The organism is Chloracidobacterium thermophilum B, from assembly GCF_000226295.1.
Lineage (GTDB): Bacteria > Acidobacteriota > Blastocatellia > Chloracidobacteriales > Chloracidobacteriaceae > Chloracidobacterium > Chloracidobacterium thermophilum.
Genome location: NC_016025.1, coordinates 612461 through 628597, shown reverse-complemented (window position 1 = coordinate 628597; position 16137 = coordinate 612461). Strand labels below are relative to the sequence as shown.

Genomic DNA, 16137 nt, shown 5'->3' with positions numbered 1-16137 from the left:
GTCATTACTGGGGGCGTGTGCCGCTGAAAGCCGCTGTACCTTGCGGAGAAGTCACCGTCCCTTCGAGGCTGTTGCCGTTGCCGGTGCCGCTGAGCTGGAGTTCAACGCTGCGGCCGCCGAAATCCACGCGGGCCGTGGCTTCCATGCGGTTGCCGGTGACACGTCCGTTGCTCAACTCCACGGTGCCGACCGGCCCCAGGCTCAACGTCCCTGACACATTCGTGCCTTCCTGCCGGAGCGTCATCGTTGCCGGAAGGCTCTGCGGTCCGAAGGAGATGGTGAGGTTCCAGGTACCGGTAAAGTCAAAGACCGCTCCCGACCCATTGGCTGTGCCGGTTGCTGCCGCGCCCGGCGTCGCCGGCGGAGCCGTGCCCCGTTTGAACAGGCGTTCGGGTTCGGCTTTCCCGTCCACGGTGAAGGTTCCGCGCAGTTCGTCACTCGTGTACTTGCCGGTAAAGATCGCCGCCCTGGTTGCGCCATCCCGTGGCAGGTCAGCAACGAATCGTACTGTGGAAAGAGAAGCGTCTTCATCCAGACCGAGACGCAGTTCACGTACCTCGATGTCGGTGTCGCCTATGCGCACCTTGCCCTTGAGTTCGTTGTTCTCACGGCTGAAGGTGAGCTTCAGGTCTTTTGTCTCCCACGTGCCGGCGATCTCGCCTGGCGTGACGTTGGAGCCGCGCAGGTTGACCATGGCCCCGTCAATGAAGACGAAGGCCACTTTGCGCCTGGCATCAAAAAGGTCTCCCCGCACGGCCACCAGGTTGGCGACCTTACCAGCTTCGAGGCTTCCAAGGCGGTCGGCCAGACCGAACATTTCTGCCGGCCGAAGCGTCAGCGCGCGAATCGCCGCCTCAGCCGGCAGGCCATTCTCAATGGCCTTTTTGACGTTTGACAGGGCTTCTGCCGGGGACAGCCCGCCGGTCTGGAAAGCAAAGGGAATGCCGGCGCTGTGCAGTGCTGCCGCCGTTTTGAGCGCTGCTATGCGCGCCCGGAGCAGGGAAAGCGGTTCCGGATCAGCTTCGGGCGCAAAGGCCGTGGTGCGCTTGGGGAAATTCAGCGACAGCAGCACAGCCGCCTGGGCCGCCTTCAGGCGGTCGGCCACCTTTTCGGCTTCACGCCCACCGGCAATGATGGGGCGCAGGTTGAATTCGCGGGCAAAGTCGAGTGCCCGGATGATTTCACGTTCGGTGTCGGCGTGGAAGACCACGGGCAGTTCGCGGTTGAGCGCCGGAAGCAGGGCTTCGAGCGACGGGTCATCCGCCGGCCGCTTCATGCCCCGTGGGTTGGCGCGGTAGGCCGCCCAGTGCGCCTGGTACTGCTGGGCATCGAGAAATGCCTGCCGCACCATGGAAAAAACGCCCATAAGGGAGTTGGGATAACCGCTGCCGGAAACCACCCGAAAGGCAATATGCAGCGCCACAGGCGTGCGGATGACCATTTCACGGGGCGAATCGGCCGCCAGGGCAATGACAGCCGACCGCCCCAGAACGATGCCGTCGCGCGGAATGGTCAGCGCCGTGGTGAAGCCGGCCTGCCGGGCGGCTTCCAGTCCGTCCCCGTTCGGGCGGACGAGTTCGGCGGCCAGCAACTCCGGTTGAAAGCCGGTCGGACGGGTCGAGTTGGCCAGCCCGCCAACCGGTACGGCTGGAGGCGTCGTCCCCGGTGCGGCCCGGACAGGTCCCGCTGGTGGCGGCGTGGCCGGCGGCGCTGGTGCAAAACCAAGGTGCCCAACGGCTTCCATGAGACCGGGATAGACCGTCAGGCCCGTGCCATCCAGTTGGCGCGCATCGGCCGGCGGTTTGACATCCGCGCCAACGGCGACAATGAGGCCATTGCGAATGACAATCGTGCCCCGTTCAATGGGCGGACCGGCAACTGGAACAAGACGGGCGTTGACGATGGCATAGCTGCGCGCCGGTGTAACCTCACCGGGCCGCTCGGACTGAGCGGCGGCCGGTGTCAGCAGGGCGCTGCCCAACGCCAGACAAAACAGAACAGAGAGCGTAGATTTGAGCATTGACTGTGGACAGGAGAAAAAACGGAAGTCAGCCCCGTCTTCGGTTTGGACAGGGAGTGGAAAACACCCAATATGGCGCAATCAATTCTCCCTGACCAGACCGAAAACATTTTTTTACAACGGCGCGCTTTCCGGTGAATGTCAGCCAACTGCGGCCTGTGGCAGGTAGCGTTTGGGCAAAACGTTCAGGATTTGGCACGGCGGGCAAACTCGCCGGTCGTGGTATCCACGACGATACGTTCTCCGACTTCGATATACAGCGGCACTTTGACGCTCGCGCCGGTGCTGATGCGCGCCGGTTTCGTCACCTTGCCGGCGGCCGTGTCGCCGCGCGCGCCGGGTTCGGTTTCCACAACCTCAAACTCCATAAACTGCGGCAGCTCCACACTGACCAGGTTCCCTTCGTAAAACAGCGCTTTGAGCTGCGCGTTTTCGGTCAGATAGGGCGTCAGCCGCTCCATCGCCGGGGCCGGCAGGGTGTACTGCTCATAGGTTTCCTGGTCGAGAAAGACATACTCGCCGCCGGATTCGTACAAAAACTGCACTTCCCGCTGGTCAATGTCGGGTTCATCGAATTTGTCACCCGATTTGAAGGTTTTTTCCAGGACGGCCTGGGTCAGAACGTGGCGCACGCGCGTGCGGACAAGCGTTGCCGCGCCCCGCGCCGAGGGCGTCTGAACCGTCCAGTCCAGGACGGTGTAGGGTTCACCATCCACGAGGATGTAGGCCCCGCGTTTGAAGTCGGATGTTGAAAGCATGGCAACTCCTCCCGTGCATCCATCAGGCGTCGTAATCAAGGGAACGGGCCCAGCTTTCATGCTGCGCCAGTTCGGCCAGTTGGCTTTCGAGCTTGTTCCGAATGAGGTCCACGGCGCGGTTGCCCATTGCCAGCCGCAGAGGTGGGTTCTCCATATTGACCAGTTCCAGCATGGCGCGCGCGGCTTTGACCGGATCGCCTGCCTGCCTGCCATTCGCCTGCTCAAAGTAACGGCGCATGGCACCGGCCGTGGCGGCGTAGTCCGGGATGGCCGGCGCAACAACCAGCGAGCGCCCGGCAAAGTCCGTCCGAAAGGGACCCGGCTCGATGATGACCACCTTGATGCCCAGCGGCGCAACTTCCTTCGCCAGCGCCTCCGAGACGGCTTCAAGGGCAAATTTGCTGGCGCAGTACAGCCCCAGTCCGGGATTGGCCAGCACACCGGCAATCGAAGACAGGTTCAGAATCCAGCCCTTTCGCTGGCGGCGCAGGTAGGGCAGAAAGGCCCGCATCACGGCCAACGCGCCGAAAAAGTTGACCTCCATCTGGCGGCGAATCTGCTCGTCGGTGACTTCCTCGATGGCGCCAGCCGTTCCGTAGCCGGCATTGTTGACGACAACATCCACCTGTCCGAGCCGTTCGATGACCTGGGCAACGACCCCCGGCACGGTGCCGGCTTCTGTCAAATCGAGATGGAACGCATGGGCGCGACCGGGCGCGAGTGCTTCAAAGGCGGCCAGGTCAGCAGGTCGCCGCGCCGTTCCGGCCACGGTGTGGCCCTGTTCAAGGGCAAGTTTGGCAAGTTCCAGACCGAAACCGGTCGAAACGCCGGTAATGAACCACGTTTGCGGTGAAGGCATCGCTTTTCCTCATCCACGGGAGTAGGGGCACGGGAGTAAGGGAGCGTCCGTCCGGGCGTCCCCGATGTATGGCGCGCATCGTCAGTCGGCCGGCGGTTTTTGGCAACCGAATTGCACCAGCGCCGCCAGACTCAGGATGCCATGGAGCGTCCAGGCCAGGGTACGCCACCAGTTCGTGGCCACCAGCGTCTGGAGCGTCGTTGCATCGAAGCCCGCAGCCAGCCGGTCATGGCACGGTATGGAAACCAGAGCGGTGACGCCAAACGCCAGCCCGACGCAGGCCAGCCCGCCCCAGAGCAGCCCGCGTGCAATGCCGGGCGGCGGCTGGAAGGCAAGCCACGCCGCGGACAGTCCTTCGATGAGCATGGGCAGGGCAACGACCGGGAAAATGGCCGCCACGTGCCGGTGATGATAGTCGGTGAAGGCGTCCATCCCGACGTGGCGAAACAGCGGATAGTGAACCTGCTGTATGAGCCAGATCACGCCCGTCATGTAGAGCGCTGTTGCCGTGTTGAGGCTCAGCACCCACCAAGCCAGACTACCGGACATCAGCAGACCTCCGGCAGGCTACGGATGGGAATCTCCCCGCAAGGCCGCATTTGGCGGCCGGATGTGTTAGTTTCGGCACGGAGCATGAGTTCCTTTCCTGACGCTTCAACCCCTTACATCCCACACGGAGGCATTATGGCAGTCAAAGTCGGCATCAACGGGTTCGGGCGCATTGGGCGCAACATTCTGCGGACGGCGCTGGGGCACACAGACATCGAGTTCGTGGCGGTCAACGACCTGACCGACGCCAAAACCCTGGCACACCTGCTCAAGTACGATTCCATTCTGGGCAACCTGACCAACCACACCGTGACGGCGCCCGATGAGAACACCATTGCCGTGGATGGGCATCCCATCCGGGTGTTCAAGGTGCGCAGTCCGGGCGAGATTGACTGGGCTTCGACCGGGGCGCAAATCGTCGTCGAGTCCACGGGTCTGTTCACCAACAAGGACAAAGCCGTGGGCCACCTGCGCGACAGCGTCAAGAAGGTCATCATTTCGGCCCCGGCTAAAAACGAAGACCTGACCATCGTGCTGGGGGTCAACGAGTCGGCTTACGATCCGGCGCAGCACCACGTCGTCTCGAATGCGTCCTGCACGACGAACTGCCTGGCTCCAGTTGCCAAAGTCATCCATACGGCATTTGGTATCGAAAAAGCCATCATGACGACCGTGCATAGTTACACGAACGACCAGCGGATTCTCGACCTGCCGCACGACGACCTGCGCCGGGCGCGGGCCGCGGCGCTTTCGATGATTCCCACCAAGACGGGCGCAGCCCAGGCCGTCGAACTCGTCATGCCGGAACTCAAGGGCAAATTCGATGGCATTGCCGTGCGCGTTCCGACGCCAAATGTCTCGCTCGTGGATGTGACGTTTGAAGTCGCCAAGGCAACCGACAAGGCCGGCGTCAATGCCGCGTTGCGTGAAGCCGCCGAAGGTTCACTCAAGGGGATTCTGGGTTACTCCGAAGAACCGTTGGTTTCGATTGATTACCGGGGCGATGACCGTTCATCCATCGTGGACGGCTCTTTCACCCGCGTCATCGGCGGTCATCTGGTCAAGGTGCTGTCGTGGTACGACAACGAGTGGGGCTATAGCTGCCGCGTGCGCGACCTCATCAAGTTCATGGCCGAAAAGGGTCTCTAGGGCTTAGGCACGGTCGGCACTGCCGTCTGCGCCAAGTTGGGGAAACGGAAAAGCCAGCCGTTTCCCCAACGACATTTGGGTGACTTCCGGGCCGGTCACTCGTCGTCTTCGGGCATCAGCGCGTGCCCATCGAGCATTTCCACATAGTCGTAAGCCGCCTGTTTGACGACGCGGGGGCGGCTGCCGTCAATCGGGCCGATGAAGCCTTCCCGTTCCATCATGTCGAGAATGGCGGCAGCCCGGCCGTAGCCAATTCGCAACCGGCGCTGAAGCACCGACGTGGAGGCTTTCCCCATCTGGACGACAATGCGCACAGCTTCGTCATAGAGGGCATCGCGCTCGCCCACGCCGGCTTCGGCTGCTTCAACTTCCTCTTCCGACATCTGCACGCTTTCATCGTACTGCGGCGCGCCCTGCTGCTTGAGAAAGTCCGTGATGCGGTTGATTTCGGTTTCGCTGACATACGCTCCGTGAATGCGGATGAGCCGTGAGGAGCCGGGCGAGAAGAGCATGTCGCCCTGACCGAGCAACTGTTCGGCCCCGTTGGTGTCGAGAATCGTGCGGGAGTCCACCTTGGAAGAAACCCGGAAGGAAATCCGCGCCGGAAAGTTGGCCTTGATGAGGCCGGTGATGACATCCACGGAAGGCCGCTGCGTGGCAATGACGAGGTGAATGCCCACGGCGCGTGCCATCTGTGCCAGCCGCGCAATGGCAGTTTCGACTTCGTTCGAGGCCACCATCATCAGGTCGGCCAGCTCGTCAATGATGATGACGATGTAGGGCAGGCGCGGCGGCGGCCCGTCGGGAAAGCGCGTCGGATCGGGGGCTTCCGTCACGGCGCGGTTGAAGCCTTCGATGTTCCGTACGCCGACGCTCGCCAGCAGTTTGTAGCGGTTCTCCATTTCGCCCACGGCCCAGTTGAGTGCATTGGCGGCCCGCTTCGGGTCGGTGATGATGGGTGTCAGCAGGTGTGGAATCCCGGCGTACAGCTCCAGTTCGACGCGCTTCGGGTCCACCATGATGAGCCGTACATCATTGGCCGTGGATTTGAACAGGATTGAGCAGATGAGCGAGTTGATCATGACGGACTTGCCCGAACCCGTTGAACCGGCAATGAGCAGGTGCGGCATTCTGGCCAGATCGGTCGCGTATGGCTCACCGTTGATGGTTTTGCCGAGCGCGATGGGCAGGCGTCCGGAGTTGTCGCGGAACACATCCGATTCGATGATTTCGCGCAGGTAAATGGTGTCGCGGCGCGCGTTGGGGACTTCAATCCCGATGGTGGCCTTGCCGGGGATGCGATCAATGCGTACCGACTCCGCCTGAAGCCCCAGACAGAGGTCATCCACCAGTCCGGCCACCCGGCTGTACTTCACGCCGGGGTCGGGTTTGAAACCGAAGGTCGTGACCACGGGACCCGGTTCGATTTCGAGAATTTCACCGATGACATTGAATTCACGGCACTTTTCCGCCAGCAGGCGGGCCCGTGCGCGGAGTTCTTCATCCGACTGGCTGGTTTGGGGCGGCGCCGGGGTCAGCATCTCCACGGTCGGCAGGGCATAGGCCGGCTCTGCACTGGACCTGGCTGGAGCGGCTGCGGCCGCACCCATGGACACCGGGCGTTGGCCGGCAGCCGGGACGCCAGCCGGTACGGCCGGTGCTGATGTTGGCGGCGTCGGTTGGCGGCGGACGATGTGCACCGCCTGTACCATTTTGGCCACTTCCTGCTCAGCGTTGGCCGTAAGCTGTTGTTCGGCTGCGGCCAGCCGGCGGCGGGCGGCAGAAACTTCGGCCGGACTGCCGTTTCTGTCACGGTCTTTATCGCGGACAAGGGGGTTGTTGCCGCTGTTGCGCCGTTCGATGGCTTCGCGGGCCAGCCGCCGGACTTCCGAAACGGTGCTGCGTGATGGTTCCGGCTGAGGTTGAGACGACACTGCCGCCGGGACGGGCGGAGCGGCTGGAGGCGCGTCCGGCAGGGGGTGGTTGGGTGGCTCACTGGGTGGGGCATCCGCTGGCGCAGCCGTTGCCGGAGGCGTCGCCGGGGTTTCCAGATCAACCGCCGGTGTCCCGTGTGGCGTCCGTTTGACCGGAGAGACGATACCGGGCGCTTCATCGCCATAGAGGGCTTCGGCAATCCGCTGCTCATCGCGGCCCTTGTCCTCTGTCGTTTCCGGGGAAGGGGTGGCGGCATTGGGCTTGGCGCGTTGGCGTGTGGAAGACAGCGGATGAACGCCGTTGGTCATGGCGGTTGCCGGGTGGTCGTTTGTCTCCGGGGCAGGCTTGACCCGGCGCAACGGGAGTTCCTGCCACCACCGTAGCAACCAGCGGCGGGGTGAGAAGGTCGTCGCCAGCATCAGCGACAGCACTGCTGTCCCACTCAGAAGCAGGCCCGTGCCCACCGGGTTGAGTGCGGATTCCAGCCACTTTTCAATCGCAAAACCAATGAAGCCCCCCAGACGGATGCGGTCGTAAAACAGCGGCAGTTCCTGAAACAGGGACAAAAAGCCGGCCAGCGACAGCAGAACACCGCAGATTCCGGTTGCCTGTTCGGCAGACACCAGCAGGGCTTTCCCCCGAAAGACCTGCACGGCATGCCAGCCGAGCAGCACAGGCAAGCCGTAGGCTAACAGCCCCAACCCCTGAAAGAGCACGTCGGCAAGATTGGCGCCAACAACGCCGACGGCATTGTGCCGCTGGTCAGTCCGGGCGCTGACGCTCCAGGACACGTCATCGGGATGAAAGGACAGCAGGGCAATGGCCAGGGTCAGGGCGCACAGTCCAAGGACGATGCCAAGGGCTTCTCCAAAGCGTGAGGAGAAGAAACCGGTCGGCCCTTTGTGCGCTACAGGAGGTGAAAAGCTGTCCGTCGTCGTTGCACTCATCATCGTCATACGACCGCCAAAGGGGACCCCAACCACGATTGAGGCTCATTCGTCATCGCCAGCCACGAGGATGCCATCGGGTTGGCGGCTCCTGGCCACGAGGTATTCCTTGATGAAATCATCCAGATCGCCGTCGAGTACACTCTCCACATCGCTGCGCTCCAGCTTGGTGCGGGTGTCTTTGACCAGGCGGTAGGGGTGTAGCACGTAATTGCGGATTTGGGAACCAAAGGAAATGTCCCGCTTGGCGGCCTCCAGCTTGGCGCTCTCGGCCCGCCGGCGTTCGAGTTCGAGTTCATAGAGCCGTGATTTGAGCACTTTCATGGCCACTTCACGGTTCTGATGCTGTGACCGCTGGTTCTGGCACGACACGACGATGCCGGTCGGCAGGTGGGTGATGCGGATGGCGGAATCGGTGACGTTGACGTGCTGGCCGCCGGCCCCGGAGGAACGGTAGGTGTCGATCCGCAGGTCTTTTTCGTTGATTTCAATCTCGATGTCGTCCTCGACCTCCGGGGTGACGAAAATGGAAGCAAAGCTCGTTTCGCGCGTCCCGGAGGAAGAAAAGGGTGAAATCCGCACCAGCCGGTGCACGCCGCTTTCACACGAAAGCAGGCCGTAGGCATAGTCGCCTTCCACTGTAAACTCCGCCGAAGTGATGCCGGCTTCCTTGCCCGGCTGGACATCGAGCAGGCTGGTTTTGAAGCCACGGCGTTCGCACCACCGCAGGTACATGCGCAGCAGCATTTCGGCCCAGTCCTGGGCATCGGTGCCGCCTGCGCCCGACTGAATGCGGACGATGGCGTTGTTGGCGTCATTCGGCCCCGACAGCAGCATCTGGGTTTCGTCCGCTTCAACTTTCTGCTGGAGCACCCGCAGGCGTTGTTCCAGTTCTGTCAGCGAGGCCGGGTCGGCTTCGGCAAACTCAAAGAGCACCTCCAGGTCGGCCGTTTCCCGGTCGTAAAAGGCTGCGGTTTCGATGGCCTGGGCCAGTCGGCGACGTTCCTTGAGGATTTTCTGGGCCTGCTCCTGGTCGTTCCAGAAGTCCGGCTGGGCGATGCGCGCTTCTAGCGTTTCCAACCGTGGACGCTTGCTTTCCGGGTCAAAGAAACCTCCGCAGGTGGGTGATGCGTTCAAGCAGCGCGTCGTAGGTGTGACGAAGTTCCAGGGTGTCGGGCATAGGTGTTGCGTAACCTTTCTGTGGCGTCCGTGTAAATCGAGGCTAAACCAAACCGCTGCTGCTGAAAACCGCACAGGGCTTGGAAAAAACCGTGAAAATACACGGAAAACCGAACTTTTCAACGTTTCGTGGAACCATGTATCACCCGGAACGCCGGGGCTGGCGATTTGCCTGTTCAGAGGAATGTTGATTCGCTACCTTAGCGCAGCGCCGCGTCTGGTTCCAGCGAAAGGGTAGGAAACGCCGGCCCTAATCTTTCCCAGTCCTTGTGCAAAGTTTGTCTGTTTGATGAGTCAGCCCGACGACGAGGTTCTTGGAAAAGCCTACGATCACCGCCTGGCACGGCGGCTTCTGACCTATTTGAAGCCCTACCGGGGGCGGGTGGCGCTGGCCATTCCGCTCATTGCGCTCACGGCCGGTTTCGAGTTGCTGGCGCTCAACCTGACCATGGCGGCGATTGACCTGTTTTTGCTGCCGCCGGCCCCGGAGCGGCTGGGGTTGTTTTCCCGCCTGTTGGCGGCGGGGTTCGAGGCGTTGGGCGGGCGTCCGGCACCGATGGACGGCGTGGCCGTCATCGGCAGCCTGTATCTGGGCCTGATGCTCGTCGTTTTTGGGCTGACCTACTGGCAGACGTTGCTGTTGAACGGCACGGGGCAGTTTGTGATGTATGACCTGCGCCGGGAGCTGTTTGCCAAATTTCAGCGGCTGCCGCTGAGTTACTACGACCGCACGCCGATTGGGCGCATGACGACCCGCCTGACCTCGGATGTGGACGCCCTCAACGAGCTGTTCACTTCGGGTTTCGTCACCCTGTTGAGCGATGTTGTGGTGCTGGTCGGGCTGCTGACCTTTCTCTTTCTGGTCAACTGGAAGCTGGCTCTGGTGAGTCTGGTCGTTGTGCCGCTGCTGACGGCGATCACGGCCTGGTTTCGTCACCACGCCAGTCGTACCTACCGTGAAGTGCGCATCCGTCTGGCCCGCATCAACGCCTTTCTGCAGGAACATCTTTCGGGCATGGCAACGGTACAGTTGTTCAACCGTGAAGCCCGCGAAGAGCAGGCGTTTGAAGCCATCAACGATGCCCACCGGCGGATCAACATCGAGACGATTTTTTACTACGCGGTGTTTTATCCGGCGATTGGTTTTGTCAGCAATCTGGGCGTGGCGCTTGTCATCTGGTACGGCGGCGGGCAGGTTCTGACCGGGACGCTTTCGCTGGGCGCGCTTTTTTTTTTCATTCAGGCGATGCAGCGTTTTTACGAGCCGATTCAGGACATCAGCGAGAAGTACAACATCCTTCAGGCGGCGATGGCTGCGGCGGAGCGGGTGTTCAAGGTGCTCGATGAGCCGCTGGTGATAACTTCTCCGTCGGCGCCCAAACGGCCGGCCGTTATGCGTGGCGAAATCGAGTTTCGGAATGTGTGGTTTGCCTACAAGGGGGAAAACTGGGTGTTGCGGGACGTGTCGTTTCGGGTTGCACCGGGACAGACCGTGGCGCTCGTTGGGGCGACGGGTGCCGGAAAGACCTCCATCACGAGTCTGCTGATGCGTTTTTACGATGTGCAACGTGGGCAGATTCTGGTTGACGGCGTGGACGTACGGGAGTTCGACCTGACAGAACTCCGCCGTTACTTTGGAGTGGTATTGCAGGACCCGACGCTGTTTGCCGGCACGATTGCGGACAACCTCCGGCTGGGCGCGAAGGATATTTCCGAAGACCGGTTGATTGCGGCGGCGCAGGAGGTGCAGGCGGATGCGTTCATCCGGCGTCTGCCGGGTGGGTATCAGGCGGAAGTCAAAGAACGGGGCGCAACGCTGTCGGTGGGGCAGAAGCAGCTTCTGGCGCTGGCGCGGGCGCTGGCGTTCGATCCCCGGATTCTGATTCTCGACGAAGCCACGGCGAGCATTGACAGTGAAACCGAGGCGCTCATCCAGTCAGCCATTGAGCGTCTGCTGGTGGGGCGCACCTGTGTGGTCATTGCCCATCGGCTTTCCACGGTGCGCCGGGCGGATAACATCATTGTGCTGCACCGGGGTGAGATTCGTGAAATGGGGACGCATCAGGAACTCGTGGCGCGCGCGGATGGGATTTACCGCCGGTTGTACGAGTTGCAGTACCGCGAGGCCACGCCGCCGCCACGCGCCGCCAGCGCGGCCACGGTCGTCCGGTCGCCTGTATGAGGAGCCTGTCCATGAAACCCGGCAGGATACTCTGTTTGAACCCAGCGCGAAGAGCCAGTGTCACGGCGTCAGGTATTCAAGACGGATTCCAGCTTTTTTCGGATGCTTGCCGCCGGTGTTGTTGGTGCCCGTGCAGTGCAACAACATTTGAATTCCCTTGGACATAACGTTGTTGAACTGGAGCGGGGAGCGCTCTCAACCCGGATTTGGCGCAGTGTGAAGCGGAAACGGGTCCGCATCCCGGACCTGTGTTGCACACGATGTGGCGTTCGTATCGAATCGCGAGCAAAGACAAAGACAGAGTTGAGTAGGTCGCACTCACCTGGTGAGGCGGAGCGGGCCTGGCACTATGGGATGCTTGACTCGGACTGGGTTGCCTTTCCCATTCTGTCAGCGGACGAAAGCGTTTGGAGCGCAGGCCGTCTGCATAAACAGCGTTCCCTCTGGAGAGAACGTCACTTGACGGCCTGGCAGGTCGAAGACTGGATAAACCTGTTCACAGTACAGTCTTTCAAGCAGGTCACACCGGAACAGCTCAAGCCGAAGGGAATTAGCGAAGGGGCAGAGGTTCAGGTGAAGTGGAAAGCCCGCTTCGCATCCGGCAGCGGCCACGTCGTTAAGGTAAATAAGGAACACCTTGAATATCTGTTGGACGACAACCCAGGCAGGCGCCGGCATTTCAGGCTTGCCGAAGACGTACGCCCATTCCTGGCGGCCGGAGACTGCTTTCAGCGTCACCAGGTACTTGCCGGTCAGGTCAAACCCCTGACATCTGACGAATCCCGCTGTGCGGGCAGATGTGACATGGCAAAGCTGCTTGCTTCACGCGAGCGCACCGTTCGTTTCACCGGTTGCAAACTCGCCAGGCTGGCAAAAACCACCGAGCTTGAGGGCGTTGTCAGGGCTTTGGCAGAAGACGGCGAGGAAGACCCCTATGTTCGCATGGAGGCGAAAGCGTACCTCTGTGAAGTGGTCCGAGACTCTGCCGCTACTCAGTTCCACGACATCTTGTTTCAATGTCCTGACGAGCAAATGCGTCTGGAGGCCGTCGTAACCTTAGCTGAGACACGCACGCCAGAAGCTTTTCAGCTTCTGCGCACCGTCCTTCAAGACACTGCACAGCCGCTTTTTTTGCGGAGTGCCTGCGCGTGGGGCATCGGATGTCACGGAACCAAAGAAGCCGCAGAGGTTCTCGTCCAGGCGTTTGCAGATGTGGCTCCTGAAATTCGTCAGGAAGCACTCCACGCACTGCAGGACCTTGGAGCTATCGGATTGGACCCGCTCGTGAAAGGGTTGGAGAATCCCTCTGCCGACATCGCTGCGGGAGTTGCCGAAGCATTGCGCCGGATTCCCAATGTACCAGTAGGGAGGATTGCGGAACTCGCAGAGCAAACCAGCTCGACTTGGCCCGCCTGGACGCTGGCACATCTTCCGAAGGAAGCCGTCACACCCTACGTCGCCGCCTTGCAAAGCAGGCGGCCGGATGTTCACTACGCAGTCTCCGTGCTCTGGAATTTCCTGGAAAGCTGGATTGCTGCCGACTGGACGCCGGGAGCCATGCCATGACCGGAATTGCCGCCACGACACCTTTCCGGCTACTGCCGACGCCGGTTTATACCACACGGCAGGGTGCCTGCTATCTTGGTGACGCCATGGACCTTCTTCGGCTTCTCCCAAACGACTGCATAGACCTTGTGGTGACTTCTCCGCCATTTGCCCTCCTGCGCCAGAAAGCTTATGGCAACAAGGAACAATCCGAATATGTCGGGTGGCTGTGTCGGTATGGTGCTGAAGTGCGGCGGGTGCTGCGTGAAACCGGCAGCTTTGTACTTGACCTGGGTGGGGCCTATCAGCGCGGCGTTCCAGTGCGTTCGTTGTATCCGTACCGCATTCTCCTGAAGATGTGTGATGAGGTTGGTTTCTTTCTTGCAGAAGAATTCTTCTGGTACAACCCGTCCAAACTGCCCTCGCCTATTGAGTGGGTGAACAAGCGCAAACTCCGCGTGAAGGACGCGGTCAATACCGTGTGGTGGTTCTCAAAATCCGAGTGGCCGAAGGCGGACGCCCGACAGGTTCTGGTTCCCTACTCCGGGCGTATGAAAACACTGTTGAAGAATCCGCAGGCGTTTTACCAGCCCAGGGAGCGGCCATCCGGTCACGACATCAGCCAGGGGTTTGCCGTGGACAATGGTGGCGCCATCCCCTCGAATCTGCTCCAGATTCCCAATACCGAGAGCAACTCTTCTTACCTGCGTCTCTCGAAGCTTGTAGGTGCGGAAACCCATCCAGCCCGTTTCCCACCTGCCTTGCCTGAATTCTTCATCCGGTTCCTCACGACGGAAGATGATCTGGTGCTGGACATCTTTGCCGGATCAAACACCACAGGAAGTGTGGCCGAGCAGTTTGGACGGAGGTGGATGGCGATGGAAATCAATCCGCAGTATGTTGCCAGTTCGGCGCTTCGGTTCCTGAACCATCTTTCTGAGCGGGAGGTGAGGGACTATTTTGCCCGGCTGTCCGCAGGTCAGAAGTCTATCCCGGTGGACCTGTCGGGTGCGCCTAAGTTATTTGAGCAGGCCGCCACGGGCGAACCATAGTCAATCCATGGGGATGAACCGTGTTGTGTCTTTGGAGATTTCGTCACATGGGGACGCATCAGGAACTCGTGGTGCGCGCGGATGGGATTTACCGCCGGTTGTACGAGTTGCAGTACCGCGAGTCCACGCCGCCGCCACGCTCCGCCAGCGCGGCCACGGCCGTCCGGTCGCCCGTATGAGGAAGCTGCCCATGAAACCGGGAGAACGGTTGAAAGCCCAGCGGGAAGAAATACTGCGTATTGCGGCAAGGCACGGCGCACGGTATGTGCGGGTTTTCGGCTCCGTTATCCGGGGTGAGGCTGACGAACGAAGCGATATTGATTTTCTCGTGGAGGATTCGGCGCTACACCCGCGCCAAGCAGAAGCTGATCAAGCTGCTCGAAGAATACCGTCAGGCCCTCATCCACCAGGCCGTCACCGGCAAGATCGACGTCCGCACCGGCAAGCCGTACCCGGCCTACAAGGACTCCGGCGTCCCGTGGCTGGGCCACGTGCCGGAGCATTGTGAGGTACGCACAATCAAGAGCCTTGCGGGAAAGGGATACAAGACCTTTGTAGACGGCGACTGGATCGAGAGTCCATAGATCCAAATCCCGCGCACCATATCCGGGCGGGCATCATATCCCATTTGTTGCAACCCTTCACATAGACCACGCCAGTAAACATATCCTGCCGCCAGTGTATATCGGTTATTGACCACCAGTCGCCGCCCGCAGGTTGTGAGATTGGCGAGCACACAGTGGGTATGCAGATGTGGGTCCTTTCCCCGTGAACTGCTGTGTTCAAACATCCCCACCAATATATCCTTTTCCAATCGCAGATCCCCCTCCCTTTCCTGATTGATATATCCCAAGCCCTTATGTACCCACCATTCCAGAGTTTCACAAACCTTCTCCCGATTGAGCCGTTCCAGTTCATATCGTACTTTTTCATCTGCACTTGCCCATAACAAACTGTATGCCTTGGGGGCTGAAAAAACAATATCTGTCCCTTTCTTTCGCAGCGGGTGACCACTGTTCCTCATAACTGCCAGTCGTTTTCCTTCCACCAGCCCCGGAGCATACCCTTCCAGTACACGGTTAAAATCATCTTTCCCCACAACGGCCCCTTTGATATTCAACCTTTCGGCCAAACCACCCCACCACACATTATCTGTTCCTCTCCGATCAATATACCTGGAATCTTCAACCACCCTGATACCATCAACCCAACTTATATCTCCACGCCATGTAAGAGTGTTTTCTCTTTCTGCCCTTGCCTCCATCTTTTTATTGGAACTGGTGAACAACTCCATCACGATTTTTATTTTTTCATACCCCTGTGTCCCAAGTACTGCTTCCACATCTCCTCCATGCGTACTGATGTTGATTCTTCCCTCTCCTTCCTGTTCTACAACAAAGAACCCTATATCCTCCCCATCAGGACACTCCTCATTCTGCCTTTTCACCACTCCCCCTGCGGTGATAATCTCCTCCAATCTCTCCCGAACCTTCTCATCTATTCTGCAGTCACCCATCATCAGGCTGAATCTTCTTTGTTTCTTACGCCATAAGTTCTCCTCCACATCCCTCCATATCTGTCGCCTTCTTCCTTTCATCAACACCCCCCAAGCCCAACACACACGTCTTCCTTTCCCATCCTCTTCCCTGGTATCCTTCACTCTTGTCTCGCCCACCCATTCAAAGCGCAATTCTATCTTCTTCCCCTCCCGTTCTATGGAAGCGTATCCATCTTTATCCTTACTGGTGTAATAATCTCCGCTTCTGACCTTTTGCATGACAATCATGTTCCTGCTCCTTTTTGTGGTTACGGTTGCCCGGGGTAAACTATACGCATTGCCGTTAACATGCGTTTGTTAGCATAGTCTTCATACCGTCAACAAGTCCTGTTTCCTTCAGGTCATCGTACTCTCTCCTTATTATCAATACCGATAACATGAAAACTGACAGTCTTTTGAACTTG

Annotated in this window: 13 protein-coding genes; 6 read left to right on the top strand and 7 right to left on the bottom strand. The window is 60.0% G+C overall.

The window, feature by feature from the left end; translation table 11 throughout:
• Positions 1-4 precede the first annotated feature (4 nt).
• The 4 genes from CABTHER_RS16230 to CABTHER_RS13655 form a co-directional block, all read right to left on the bottom strand.
• Entirely contained in the window at positions 5-2020 is a 2016-nt protein-coding gene (locus tag CABTHER_RS16230) for an amidohydrolase family protein (RefSeq protein ID WP_014101262.1), read from the bottom strand.
• 185 nt (positions 2021-2205) lie between these two features.
• Entirely contained in the window at positions 2206-2778 is a 573-nt protein-coding gene (gene efp / locus CABTHER_RS13665) for an elongation factor P (RefSeq protein WP_014101261.1), read from the bottom strand.
• 22 nt (positions 2779-2800) lie between these two features.
• Positions 2801-3637, bottom strand: a complete 837-nt coding sequence (locus tag CABTHER_RS13660) for an oxidoreductase (RefSeq protein WP_014101260.1) — start codon at positions 3635-3637, stop codon at positions 2801-2803.
• Between the two features lie 81 nt (positions 3638-3718).
• Positions 3719-4186, bottom strand: coding sequence for a hypothetical protein (locus CABTHER_RS13655; RefSeq protein WP_014101259.1), 468 nt, complete (start codon positions 4184-4186; stop codon positions 3719-3721).
• A 135-nt stretch (positions 4187-4321) separates the two neighbouring features.
• Between CABTHER_RS13655 and gap the strand changes: the two genes are divergently transcribed.
• Positions 4322-5335: a type I glyceraldehyde-3-phosphate dehydrogenase gene (gap, locus tag CABTHER_RS13650; protein WP_014101258.1), complete on the top strand. Its 1014-nt coding sequence runs from the start codon at positions 4322-4324 to the stop codon at positions 5333-5335.
• A gap of 95 nt (positions 5336-5430) precedes the next feature.
• On the opposite strand, the gene CABTHER_RS13645 is transcribed toward gap, so the two are convergent.
• Positions 5431-8220, bottom strand: a complete 2790-nt coding sequence (locus CABTHER_RS13645) for a DNA translocase FtsK (RefSeq protein WP_187288444.1) — start codon at positions 8218-8220, stop codon at positions 5431-5433.
• Positions 8221-8262: 42 nt separating this feature from the next.
• A protein-coding gene (gene prfB, locus CABTHER_RS13640) for a peptide chain release factor 2 (protein WP_148264119.1) occupies positions 8263-9397 on the bottom strand; the annotation gives its coding sequence in 2 pieces (ribosomal slippage) (positions 8263-9330 and positions 9332-9397; 1134 coding nt in all).
• Positions 9398-9685: 288 nt separating this feature from the next.
• Here prfB and CABTHER_RS13635 point away from each other — a divergent pair.
• The 5 genes from CABTHER_RS13635 (at position 9686) to CABTHER_RS17990 (ending at position 14683) form a co-directional block, all read left to right on the top strand.
• Positions 9686-11578 carry an ABC transporter ATP-binding protein gene (locus tag CABTHER_RS13635; protein ID WP_014101254.1) on the top strand — a complete coding sequence of 631 codons (1893 nt, stop codon included), beginning with the start codon at positions 9686-9688 and terminating at the stop codon, positions 11576-11578.
• A 459-nt stretch (positions 11579-12037) separates the two neighbouring features.
• Positions 12038-13144, top strand: a complete 1107-nt coding sequence (locus CABTHER_RS13630; RefSeq protein ID WP_228374094.1) for a HEAT repeat domain-containing protein — start codon at positions 12038-12040, stop codon at positions 13142-13144.
• Entirely contained in the window at positions 13141-14175 is a 1035-nt protein-coding gene (locus CABTHER_RS13625) for a DNA-methyltransferase (RefSeq protein ID WP_014101251.1), read from the top strand. Before CABTHER_RS13630 ends, CABTHER_RS13625 begins: the two co-directional genes overlap by 4 nt.
• A 47-nt stretch (positions 14176-14222) precedes the next feature.
• Positions 14223-14354, top strand: a complete 132-nt coding sequence (locus tag CABTHER_RS17110) for an ABC transporter ATP-binding protein/permease (RefSeq protein WP_014101250.1) — start codon at positions 14223-14225, stop codon at positions 14352-14354.
• Positions 14351-14683 (top strand): nucleotidyltransferase family protein, encoded by a 333-nt coding sequence (locus tag CABTHER_RS17990; protein WP_455423200.1) that lies wholly within the window; start codon positions 14351-14353, stop codon positions 14681-14683. Before CABTHER_RS17110 ends, CABTHER_RS17990 begins: the two co-directional genes overlap by 4 nt.
• On the opposite strand, the gene mobF is transcribed toward CABTHER_RS17990, so the two are convergent.
• Complete coding sequence (gene mobF / locus CABTHER_RS16810) at positions 14633-15961, bottom strand: MobF family relaxase (RefSeq protein ID WP_081464951.1); 1329 nt, start codon at positions 15959-15961, stop codon at positions 14633-14635. The genes CABTHER_RS17990 and mobF overlap by 51 nt on opposite strands.
• Between the last annotated feature and the right edge of the window lie 176 nt (positions 15962-16137).